This window comes from Sphingobacterium phlebotomi, assembly GCF_008180195.1.
Taxonomy (GTDB): Bacteria; Bacteroidota; Bacteroidia; order Sphingobacteriales; family Sphingobacteriaceae; genus Sphingobacterium; species Sphingobacterium phlebotomi.
Genome location: NZ_VTAV01000026.1, coordinates 15,871 through 27,733 on the forward strand (window position 1 = coordinate 15,871; position 11,863 = coordinate 27,733).

At 45.4% G+C, this 11,863-nt stretch carries 10 protein-coding genes and 1 pseudogene; 3 read left to right on the forward strand and 8 right to left on the reverse strand.

The genetic code is table 11. The annotated features are described in order from the left end of the window. Positions 1-9 precede the first annotated feature (9 nt). The 3 genes from rhuM to FXV77_RS22375 all read right to left on the reverse strand — a co-directional run bounded on the left by rhuM (position 10) and on the right by FXV77_RS22375 (position 2,550). Positions 10-981 carry a virulence protein RhuM/Fic/DOC family protein gene (gene rhuM, locus FXV77_RS21185; protein WP_148921247.1) on the reverse strand — a complete coding sequence of 324 codons (972 nt, stop codon included), beginning with the start codon at positions 979-981 and terminating at the stop codon, positions 10-12. Positions 982-1,558: 577 nt separating this feature from the next. Next, on the reverse strand, positions 1,559-2,098 hold the full coding sequence (locus FXV77_RS22370) for an ATP-binding protein (RefSeq protein WP_262713638.1): 540 nt from the start codon (positions 2,096-2,098) through the stop codon (positions 1,559-1,561). Then, positions 2,092-2,550, reverse strand: coding sequence for a hypothetical protein (locus FXV77_RS22375; RefSeq protein ID WP_222867845.1), 459 nt, complete (start codon positions 2,548-2,550; stop codon positions 2,092-2,094). Before FXV77_RS22375 ends, FXV77_RS22370 begins: the two co-directional genes overlap by 7 nt. A gap of 56 nt (positions 2,551-2,606) precedes the next feature. Between FXV77_RS22375 and FXV77_RS21195 the strand changes: the two genes are divergently transcribed. Then, entirely contained in the window at positions 2,607-3,533 is a 927-nt protein-coding gene (locus tag FXV77_RS21195) for a hypothetical protein (RefSeq protein WP_187444208.1), read from the forward strand. Between the two features lie 446 nt (positions 3,534-3,979). Here FXV77_RS21195 and FXV77_RS21200 read toward each other — a convergent pair whose 3' ends face one another. After that, positions 3,980-5,002 (reverse strand): virulence RhuM family protein, encoded by a 1,023-nt coding sequence (locus tag FXV77_RS21200; RefSeq protein WP_148921249.1) that lies wholly within the window; start codon positions 5,000-5,002, stop codon positions 3,980-3,982. Between the two features lie 113 nt (positions 5,003-5,115). Then, positions 5,116-5,457, reverse strand: coding sequence for a helix-turn-helix transcriptional regulator (locus FXV77_RS21205; protein ID WP_222867846.1), 342 nt, complete (start codon positions 5,455-5,457; stop codon positions 5,116-5,118). Here FXV77_RS21205 and dinB point away from each other — a divergent pair, their 5' ends adjacent. Together dinB and FXV77_RS21215 are read left to right on the forward strand one after the other, a co-directional pair. Then, positions 5,458-6,597, forward strand: coding sequence for a DNA polymerase IV (gene dinB, locus FXV77_RS21210; protein WP_246162553.1), 1,140 nt, complete (start codon positions 5,458-5,460; stop codon positions 6,595-6,597). Between the two features lie 2 nt (positions 6,598-6,599). Continuing rightward, positions 6,600-9,650, forward strand: coding sequence for a DNA polymerase III subunit alpha (locus FXV77_RS21215; RefSeq protein ID WP_148921251.1), 3,051 nt, complete (start codon positions 6,600-6,602; stop codon positions 9,648-9,650). A 9-nt stretch (positions 9,651-9,659) separates the two neighbouring features. Here the strand turns inward: FXV77_RS21215 and FXV77_RS21220 are convergent, their stop codons facing one another. The 3 genes and pseudogenes from FXV77_RS21220 to FXV77_RS22630 all read right to left on the reverse strand — a co-directional run. Continuing rightward, positions 9,660-10,454, reverse strand: a complete 795-nt coding sequence (locus FXV77_RS21220) for a hypothetical protein (protein ID WP_148921252.1) — start codon at positions 10,452-10,454, stop codon at positions 9,660-9,662. 27 nt (positions 10,455-10,481) lie between these two features. Then, the gene (locus FXV77_RS21225; protein WP_317132169.1) at positions 10,482-11,477 is read right to left on the reverse strand and encodes a C10 family peptidase; all 996 of its coding nucleotides are present in this window, start codon (positions 11,475-11,477) and stop codon (positions 10,482-10,484) included. A 3-nt stretch (positions 11,478-11,480) separates the two neighbouring features. Next, a pseudogene (locus tag FXV77_RS22630) lies at positions 11,481-11,684 on the reverse strand (Spi family protease inhibitor); the annotation flags it as partial. Positions 11,685-11,863 lie beyond the last annotated feature (179 nt).

Consider the following 11,863-nt stretch of genomic DNA (forward strand, 5'->3'; position numbering starts at 1 on the left):
CATGCTATCCTACCGGCTATTTATAAGCTGCGTAATCAGCTTGACCATCAATTCTTTTTCCTGAGGGTCACTCTGGGCGACTAATAAGGCCAATGTCACCAAGGCATTGTCATTGATCTTTATTTCACCGTCCCGTTTGAAGCGATGCTTATTTTTCTCCAAAAACCACACGAACATAAAAGCTCCAATACGTTTGTTTCCATCGGTAAAGGGATGGTTTTTAATGATAAAATAGAGCAGATGGGCAGCCTGTTCTTCTATACTGGAATATAGATATTGCCCGGTGAATGTCTGTACAACACTTTGTAATGTTCCCTCGAAGCTGCTATCTTTCTCATTACCGAACAATGCCGTTGCTTCTTTTTTCTCTATTAGCTGTTTCTTAAGTTCAGTAATGGCAATCTTTGCTTCGGCATAATTAATTTCGTAAGTAATATTTTCATTGAGCTTTTTTGGTTCGATGGAATTGCTATCGAATTGGTTCAAAAGTACAAAGCTCTGGGTATACTGTGAAATGATATCCATCATACCCTTCGCCTCGTCTACATTTTCTACATCTTTTGCCTTTTCGGCAATGAATTGCACCGTCTGTTGTAACTCGTCCAGACGTTTTTGATTGATAGTGTAACCTTGAATTAGGTATTCCTTCAACCGCTGGGTTGCCCACTGACGGAAAGCGGTACCTTGTTTCGATTTAACTCGGTATCCTACAGATATAATAACGTCTAAATTGTAAAACGAAATTTCTCGCTGGACAGCACGGTTTCCTTCATTTTGAACTATAAGGGATTTCCTTAGAGTTGCGGGTTCGTCCAACTCACGCTCTTTGTAAACATTTTTAATATGCTCATTTACAGTCATTATATTTTTATCAAACAACTCTGCCATTTGCCTCTGACTAAGCCATACGGTGTCCTCATCAAATTGCACCTCAATCTGGGTTAGATTATCTTTTGTTTGATACATTAAGATCTTGCTCATAGCTTTATATTCTTTGGTTGAAGTGAGCTTCAATTGGTCACTTTTAAAGTTGGACGCTAATATAGTATAGACGCAAATATACTATTTTTATACTAAAAAAAATAGCAACAATAACCGTGGAAATAGTTATTGATTTGTGCATCTAAACATTGTTTCAATTGAACGGAATATACTAAAATTTAAATCGTCATGAAAAAAGTCTACATTTTTAGTGGCTTAGGTGTCGACAAAAGAGTTTTTCAAAAAATAGATTTCGGAAACTTAGATATCGAATTCATAGATTGGATGGTCTCAATGACAGAATTCTACCGATCAAAAACATAAAAACGGATTATAAAATTCAGGGTGGTGGTCATTTTATTACGGTAAATAAATCAGAAGAAATAAGTGAATTGCTCAAGAAGATTATTGATTGAGTTGGAAAGATATCCGCTTTTGAAACTCCATTTTTTCCACCATCTATCTGGAGATGCAACAGTGGCTGGTCCAACCAGAATAGTTGAGGCATTGCGGAACCTCTACCATAATTGCCAGCGAGCTGCCCAACTTTTGCCCCACTATTGCACTATTTGCCCCACTATTGCCCCACTACCTTATAGGAAATACTTGAACCAGAAGTACCAGTTTTAATTAGAATTTTGAATTTACCTGACAACTCTGTTAATTCAGTCGTCGCTGTTCTTTTGGATATACTATTCAACGTCTGATAGTCCCTATTCGTTATTTTTCCTTTCTCTTTAGCAAACAACACCGCTTTCACTTGCCGGTCGTTCAATCCAAGAGACTCAAGATACTCCGTGTTATAAATATCCTTCTTGAATATTACCCAAAAATCGGAACCTTCAACAATATAGCTAGGTTCAGGAAGTCCAGCGGCTACACACAATTCCGTCATTTTACTAATACCACGGCCCCAAGACTCCACATAACCACTACGGAAAAAAGAGTTTGCTATATCCGGATTATATGGCCTAGATGAATGGCTTTTTAATAAATTACTCACCGTCCAGTTTTCCGGGAGATGCCCCTCATTCCAAATCATAAGCTTATCAGGATATACCCGAATCTGGATGGGAGTTGATCCCGAATAATCTTTATGTGCGATGGCATTTAACAAAGCCTCCCGAACGGCTTCCTTGGGTATTCATATGTTTCATTACGATGAATCCCATCGTAACTGATCATCGCCTTAATATACTTGGTAAACAATAGATCGATAGTCCCTTCAACCTGTTCAAACAAATTTCCGTGAACCTCGTCCTGAAATATAAGGTCTGCTTCCCGCTCAAAATACCCAATCTTCACATAAGCTCCCGTCACAAACTTTTCCGGATCGGGATGAAACAACAAAACAGCAGCTCGTTTCAAATATCCGTTCTCAACCAGCTTCAAGTTTTCAAGCAAATGCTCGTCACTATCTGTTAAATTATCTTCAGACAAGCGTTTGTTTTTGAAACCACGATTACGAAAAAAAACAAATGTTTCCTTCTTCAGATCATCAACTGATACACGGGGAATAACCGCACCATCCCAACGGACACCTTTCTTCTGTAGTAGAAATTTATCCAAGGCTACGCATTAGGGAATATTTTCAAAATTATGGGACAAATTACGATCTTTACACAATGAGCATGTCGCAAGAAATATGGGAAGAATTTGTTAAAAAGTACCCACAGGCAAATAGTGGTAAACTATCTATCGAGCAGATCAATGTCCTGATGGCTGAATATATAGAGAGACGCAATGCGTCAGCAGTCGATGATTTTGATGGACTCAGTCCGCACCAAATGCACCTCCTACTCCACTACCCTTTAGCTGAGGATAGCCCATTGAAATGGGTAGCTCCTCATTATGAAAGCGATTTGGATGCGATCCCGTTATTGGCACTATCCGATATGTTGTTGGCAGAAATACAAAAAGCGGGCGAGCTCAGACTCACAGCGAAAGGTAATCTTCCGGTGGCGGTGTGCACATTGTTGGTGAAGAAAAATTTAATCGACTGGAAGTACATGAAATACGTAAAAATACTTTCGGAGGATAATATTCCATATATATGGCCAATCAAGGAGTACCTCACTACGGAAGGCTTGATCAAGAAACGTAATAACAAGCTGTCCGTGACAAAAAAGGGGGAGAAGTATCCAAAGCTTGGTCACAGCGAAAGACTGCTGCAACTTCTTTCCTTTTTTACTGCTCGATTTAACTGGCAGAATCTTTACGGCATAGAAGATGACGGAGAAATTGGCTCCATGGGATGGGCGTTTTCACTCTATCTGTTCAGGAAATATGGTCACGAAACGAAAAACGCCCAATTCTATGCGGATAAATGGATTCGTGCATTTCATACGCAGTATTGGGCGGAACGGAATAATCCCGCTTACAATGCGATCATATCCGATATTAGATATGCGTATGAACACCGATTTTTCGGGTGCTTTGCCAAGTGGTTCGGTTTTGCGGAGGTTGAAGAAATTCAAATTCCGAAACAGGTTATATCGCTGATGGCAGTAAAGAAGTCTGAAACGCTGGACAAGTGTTTTGGAATGAGATAGGACATAACACATATTGGCCGACGCTGTTAACAAGCTAGTTTGGGTATTATAAAATGGATTGGATCATCCGGATCACCCTATTGGACAAGGTATCGGTAGTCAAATCAAAATTTTAGATGAACTGATGTTTGATAAAGACTTGGATTTCAATGAGAGTTGTTGCAGATTATATGCCACTTCCTAAACTCGTCAAGCGAAACCCTGTACCAGGCATAATCTCCAAACGGCTGGAGTTCCATGAGAGATTGATCAGTAATCTGCTATGATCGCTCCACTCGCTGTATTTCTATGATCCGCCATTGCGAAACTGTGATTCCAGGTTGTATTCGTAAACGGTACAGCCCATCTGTTGGTCTATATACGAATAAAACGCGATGAGCCGATTTTGCCTTTTCGCACAGATTGTTGGCTAAATTTACTTACTTTGTGGAAGTATCACTACATACTTAATTCTTCTTTTTCCTTTCCAAGCTCTTGGCTGTCTGATCGATAAATTGGACAAAATCTTTTTCCGCTTTGGAAAGTTCATTTTTTGTTCTTTCCTGATATTTAGCGTATTCGCTCTCTGCTTTTTGCAACGCTTGCTCATGGCTAATCGTTCCGGCATGTTGCAGAACCTCGTTACCTGTCATCCGAAGAAAATCATCAAGCCGAGTCACCCAATCGGTCATATACATAGGCTTGCGATTGAGCGCCTGCAATTCGGCCAATTCAAGATAAGCGGTGACCATACGGTTGAGCACGTTGAGTTCTTCTTCGTTGAGGTAGTTTTTTGCAATCTGTAGCTCTTGCTTAGTAGGTGTATCTCCTTTAAAATTCGTCAACCCCAGATTCGCCTTTTCCGCATTAATGCGCTTATAAATAACTTCGGCCGCTGTGTTTCCGTGAGCAGCCCAATGCATCTTGTTCTGCACCGTCTTAAAAAATGTTTGCGATAGCTCATTCTTCGGATCATAATCAATACTCGTGGCATAGATATCCAACACTTTGCGCCAAAAGACTTTTTCGGAAGAGCGTATATCACGTATACGAGCCAACAACTCGTCAAAGTAATTGCCTCCGCCGGCTTGCTTCAACAGCTCATCATTCATCGTAAAGCCCTTGACGATATATTCGCGCAAGCGTGCCGTCGCCCACTGGCGGAACTTCGTACCTTGATGGCTTTTGACACGATAGCCTACAGAGATGATGACGTCGAGATTGTAATATTTCACCTCGCGAGTCTGTGTTTTATCTTCAATTGCCCCGTGCTGAGTGGTTGTTCGGAAATTCCGAACAACCACTTCTTCTTCGAGTTCCCCTTCTTCGAAGATATGTTTAATATGCTCGCTGATGGTAGCTTTTGATTTTTGAAAGAGCTCACATAATTGTGCTTGTGTTAACCATACTGTATCGTTCTCCAAACGGGTCTCGATGCGAGTCTTACCGTCATCGCTCTGATAAATAATAATTTCGCCTTTTTGCTCCATAGCTTAAAAGTTTAAAATAGCCGTCATAATACAATTTAATTTAGCATGAGATTGTTTTGTCATGGTTTTTCATCAACAGAGATTAAGATGGTTTCCCTCGCAAATTAGTTATTTTAACGAGAATAATCAATACGCATCAAGACGCGCGATAGATCCACCGAAATGATGTCATCAATGCTCAGCCCATAATACCGCGCGATCTTGACCAACAAATCTATCGGCGGCTCGGCCATACCATACTCATACTTGGAATAGCGCGTACGGGTGATACCCAGCTCGTCGGCCAGCTGTTGCTGTGACCGCCCCCACTTCGCGCGCAGATATTTCATATTGTCAGCCAGATACAACATTGTTCCAATTTTGAACAACAAACATACTAATATTTTTAGTATTTCAACATAGCTTTGTATGAAATTTAACAGGAAAGGTATAACATGGAACGCGCAATAGTACACATGGATCTGGACACGTTTTTCGTGTCCTGCGAGCGCTTGAACAACGACAAGCTGAAGGGCATGCCGGTGATTATCGGTGGTGGGGAACGCGGCGTGGTAGCCTCCTGTTCTTATGAGGCACGCTATTTTGGGGTGCGCTCGGCCATGCCCATTAAGATGGCGCTGCGCTTATGCCCGGAGGCCAAAGTAATGAAGGGCGATATGGAACGATATTCCAAGCTTTCACATATGGTGACGGAGGTGATCGAAGAAAAAGCACCGGTGGTAGAGAAGGCAAGCATTGATGAGCACTACCTCGATATCACGGGTATGGACCGGTTTTTTGGCGCCTATAAGTGGACGGAGGAACTTTCCAAATCTATCACCCACCATACGGGACTACCGATCAGCTTTGCGCTCTCGGTAAACAAGACCGTGGCCAAGATCGGTACCGGCGAGGCAAAACCGCTAGGCAAGAAGGAGATCGGCGCAGGGATGGTGCGCCCTTTCCTGAACCCGCTGTCGATCAAAAAGATACCCATGGTGGGCGATGCCACCTTCCAGCTGCTCTCGCGTATAGGCATCCGGCAGATACATACGCTAGCGGATATGCCGATGGAGGTATTGCAGCAGATGATCGGCAAGAATGGTATCGACCTCTGGAAAAAAGCCAATGGCATAGATTATACGCCTGTAGAACCTTACACCGAACGTAAATCGATTTCGACCGAGCATACTTTCGGGCAGGATACGATCGACCTGGCTAAGCTACGCAGCATAATCGGCGGTATGGTGGAGAAACTCGCCTATCAGCTGCGCAGCGAGCAGTGGCTGACTTCTACTGTGGTGGTGAAAATACGTTACGCTAATTTCGACACGGAGACCAAGCAGTGCCGCATCCCGTATACTTCGGCGGACCATACGCTGTCGCGCTGCGTAATGGAGCTATTCGACAAATTGTACAACAGGCGCATGCGCATCCGGCTGATCGGTGTGCGCCTGACGAATCTGGTGCGCGGCAGCCTACAGATCGACATCTTTGAGGATACACAGGAAATGGTGGCGCTCTACCAGGCGATGGACCGCATCAAGAACCGCTTTGGTGTGGATAAAGTGGGCCGGGCTTCGGGATTCAAGGGGTTACGTAGGGAGGAGGTCTAAACATGTACCTGAACTGCCACTCCTACCACAGCCTGCGCTACGGCACGCTTCCGCTGGAAACACTGGTGCAGCAGGCACTTGCCTGTGGGGTAACTTCGTTGGCCCTGACAGACATCAATACGGTGACGGGAATCTATGATTTTGCCAAAGTCTGCAAGCAGGAAGGGATAAAGCCGGTGGTGGGTATGGAATTCCGTGAGGGAAACCGGCTGCGATACATCGGCCTGGCGAAAACGCAACGGGGTATCGGCGAGCTGTGCCGCCTGCTCACGGCCCGTAACTGCGAGGGTACGCCCCTACCCGATCAGGCTCCGGCTTTCGGCGACGCGATCACCATCTATCCGCTTTCCAACGTGCCGCAGCAGCTGGGCACGGATGACTATATCGGCATCCGCCCCGGCGAACTGAACTTGCTGGTTCAGGAAAAGTGGAAAAGGTTGCTGCCCCGGATGGTGGCGCTAAACCCCGTAGCGGTGTCGGGCAAGCGGGAGCATAACCTGCACCGTATCTTACGGGCGATTGACCTGAACGTGGTGCTGTCCCGGTTGTCGGAAGAGGATTGCTGCCGGGTGGATGAATATATGAGGCCTGCCGGGGAGCTGCTGGACATATACGGGGATTACCCGCAGATCGTGGCCAATACGGCACGGATAATGGACGCTTGTAATTTTGAATTTGATTTCGCCACGCCCAAGAACAAAAGGCATTATACGGGAAACCGGGAGGGTGATATTAAGCTGCTGACGGGCTTGGCTTACGCGGGCTTGAAAAAGCGCTATGGGGAGAAAAACCGGCCTGCCCGCGAACGGGTGGACAAGGAGCTACGGGTAATCGATGAGCTGGGATTCAGCGGTTATTTCCTGATTACCTGGGATATCGTACGTTATAGCAACAGCATGGGCTTTATGCACGTGGGCCGGGGCAGCGGGGCGAACAGCATTGTGGCATATTGTCTGGGCATTACGGATATATGCCCGTTGGAGCTCGATCTGTATTTTGAGCGCTTCCTGAACCTGAACCGCAAGACGCCGCCTGATTTTGATATCGACTGGAGCTGGCAGGAACGGGATGTGATATTACAATATATCTTTGACCGCTATGGAAAGGAGCATGTGGCGTTCTGCGGTACGAACGTGGAGTTTAAGTACCGCTCGATATTCCGGGAAGTGGGCAAGGTATTTGGCCTACCAAAGGAGGAGCTGGATGGGCTGGCAACCCAGCCGATGGAGGCGCACGATGACAACGCGGTGGTGGCGGCTGTACATAAGTATGGTAAGATGCTCGAGAAGTTTCCGAACCAGCGGAGTATGCATGCCTGTGGGATATTGATATCGGAGGCTCCGATAACGGATTACACCGCACTGGAAATGCCGCCCAAAGGTTTTCCGATTGTACAGTTTGATATGCACGTGGCGGAGGATATCGGTTTTGAGAAGTTCGATATCTTGAGCCAGCGGGGTTTGGGCAGTATCAACGACGCGGTGAAGCTGATCAGGAAAAACCGAGGGATACAGGTGGATATCCGGGATACGACGCTCTCCAAGGGTGAAATGCGCTGTAATGATTTTCTGGCCCGTGGCCAGACGATCGGCTGCTTCTACATTGAGTCGCCGGCCATGCGCGGGCTGCTGCGCCGTCTCAAGTGCGACAACTACCCTACGCTGGTGGCGGCTTCCTCCATCATCCGTCCCGGGGTGGCGCAATCGGGCATGATGAAAGAGTATATATTCCGGCATAATTACCCGGATCGTTTTGAATATTTCCACGAGGTCTTTGAGGAGCATCTGGGCGATACGTACGGCATCATGGTGTACCAGGAGGACGTGATCAAGATCGCGATGCATTTTGGTGGTCTGTCGGCGGCTGATGGGGATATCCTGCGGCGGGCCATGAGCGGAAAGGGCCGGTCGCTCTCGGCCTTGCAGCGGGTGAAGGATAACTTTTTTGCGTCTTGCGCGCGCCTTGGGCATTCGGAGGAGCTGAGCCGCGAGGTGTACCGCCAGATCGAGTCGTTCGCTGGCTATTCGTTCTGTAAGGCGCATTCGGCTTCTTATGCGGTGGAGAGTTACCAGAGTCTTTACTTGAAAGTGTATTATCCGCTGGAGTTTATGGTGGCGGTGATCAATAACCAGGGTGGTTTTTACCGCACGGAGGTGTACGTGCATGAGGCGCGCATGTCGGGCGCGCTTATCTTGAACCCATGTATAAACAAAAGTGGTTATGAGACCTCGTTACATGGCCGGGAGGTATATCTTGGATTGATGCTCCTGCAGGGGCTGGAAAACAGGCTGGCAGAGGGTATTGTGGAAGAGCGTAAACGCAACGGCGATTTCGCGTCACTGGAGGATTTTGTGCGGCGTATACCGATCGGTATCGAGGGGGTGCAGCTGCTCATCTTTATAGGGGCTTTCCGTTTTACGGGGAGGTCGAAAAGTGAGCTATTGGTGCAGGCGAGGCTGCTGCTGGTGAATTTTAAACCGGAGCAGCGCATGCCGCTCTTGTTGCAGGAACCGGCCAAGGAGTGGTCGCTCCCGAAGCTGGAGCGCTCTTACTTCGAGGATGCTTTTGATGAGATCGAACTGCTGGGCTTTCCGGTTTCCTGCTCGCCTTTTGATCTGCTGCAAACAGCCTTCCGGGGGGATGTGATGGCGGCTGATCTGGTGAACTGCCACAAGAAGGAGGTCCGGATGCTGGCTTATCTGATTGCACGGAAGCATGTGCCGACAAAACGAGGTGTGATGTATTTTGGGACGTGGATCGATGTGAACGGTGATTATTTTGATACGGCGCATTTTCCGGACTGCTTGGAGCGCTATCCTTTCAAGGGCGGTGGCTGCTACTTATTGCTCGGCACGGTGGAGGTGGACTACCACTTCCCTACCCTCACGATCCATAAGATGGCCAAGCTGCCTTTTATCCCGGACCCGCGGTACAACCACGACCGCGATAGCCAGTACAAGGTGCATGGCCACATCCGTGAGGATGTGAGCATGACGCATCGCGCGCCTTATCCGCAGGAACACGAGATCGGGCTGCCGAGGTTGAAAGGGTGAGAAAGGGCTTTAGTTCGTCCCTTCGATCGGTATAGGCCGGCTTATATTTTCGATGACTTCTCCGTTTGTTTTCTTTATCCGGACCTTGAATTTATACGCACCTGGCTCTTTCGGCAACTGATCAAGAACGCACATGTAGGTATTTCCGATAAAGGGCTTTTCAGGAAAATTAATTTCATCTAACTTACCTCCGGTAACAGCATGCGGGAAGATGCTGTAATTAATGCCCGAGAGCCGATAGCCTCCATCAGGCTGTCGGTATTCGTTTTGGATTACCAGATAAGGATCTTCAAAGTAAATTTTGAAAAGATGGCTTAAATTAGTGCCCGCAGGAAGTTCCGGTGAAAAATCGCTGTCGGCGGTAATCTCGATGCTTTGCAAGATATCAACAATTGCTATTGGCACAGACCTCAGTCCAAAAACTGGCTCAGCATTATAATAGGTATCTCCGGCCATAGGAGCATATTTTTCATCATATCCTTGCGCTTCGGTATAATCGAAAAATCCATCTCTAAATCCTTCCTTCCATTCCAAAGAGGCAAATAACATGATATTATCTGCTAAGCCAAATGTCTTCCCTTTATTTTCTTCATGGTGCACTAAAGACGCCTTACTTAGGTTTAGCTCATTGTTCTCAATAATGGCACCAATTCTTTCTAAAATAGTGAGCGTATCCGTAGCTAAATAACGTTGGACATAAGACTTCTTCGTGCCGGGAGGATATGGAGGTGAGTCTAGCTTTCCTTTGTCGCACCCGCTTGCTACTATCAAGAATGCACTTATAATGATGATGATATCTTTCATGTTTTTAGTTCTGGATTTAAAGTTCGTTTATTTTCTTATAAATGGAATAATTTCTAAGTTGTATTGATAATTATTGGATTCGCCATCGCTATCAAGCGATTTGCTATAGACAGGTACATTGGAATTAAAGTCAGGAAAATTGTTGGCATCGAAATAATAACCGGCATAATACCCATCTCTAATGCCTCCCCAACCCCAATTGACATGGTGATAGTGAGAATTTGAAATATCACTTCCTGTCCATCTATCAATAATTGCTCCATCCGTCCTCGATCTTCTTTCTGCAATATAGTTATATTTAGTCTCGGTAGTCAAATATCCGTCGATAATCCACGCATGCCCACCCGTATAACCGACGACTATACCTAAAACTTTAACTTGTCCAGAATTTCCTCGTCCAAATACAGGTTGACCGTTATTAATAGATGAGACGACAGTATTATAATTATAAGATTGCATACTTCCATGTGAGAAACCCGCAGCAGTAAGCATCTCTGCTGCTTTATTGCTCTTAGTGCCTGTTGTTTCACAGGAATAGTCGGAATCCATCCTTCGGCCCAATTGATCCATTAAATTGGCTACTTGCGCCTTTACGCTAACGGGGGCAGTATTTTGCATCTGATTTAGAGTTGGATATTGATTTATGGACGTCCAATTGTAGGAATGGTTATAAAGTGTTGTTGGATATTTCCAAAAGGCCATCAATTGACCGACAGCTACAGGTACACAACCTGCAGGGGAGGTACCGGAGCTACAACTATTATATCTGACATTGTCGTTAAAGGGTGCATTTTGAGACCATTTTGTGGTAATTAATGGGTCTTTCTTATATATAACTCTATTCTGGTAGGCAAGGGAGGTTTCATAATAGATTTCGCCCTCATAGTCGTACTCGTCGTCTCCATAGCTTGCAGATGACACTAATTGTGGTAACGCGATCCCTTTTTGTTTAAGCTCTGCGCTTACTGAATCTTTCATTTTTTCGTAGTCATAAATAGACTGTTTGATCCCCATTTCTGCCATACCTAAGAATGCGCCTAGCCCGCCGTTATATATAGTGTCTTGTAAACTTCCTGAATCAACGAAGGCTAAAAGCGGAACTTCTACCCTTCGATCTGCGGCAATAAGCAGAAAACCACCTTCATCTGCAAAGTCGACAACGTATGCTAAGGTATCACTAAAATTAGATGACATTTTTAACTTACTATTGCTCATTCTCATTGCATTATGCGAATTCGTAAGCGCACGGACTTTTTCAACTCGCCCTGAACTAGACTTTTGTCTTTAAAGGTAACTACAATAGTATCTTTTGTTTCCTTTAATGCCAGAATGCGTATCCGCCCTACGAACTACATATTTGATTTGTCAATAATTTGCTTATAGTTCTGCGGGTAAAGATCTTTTATATT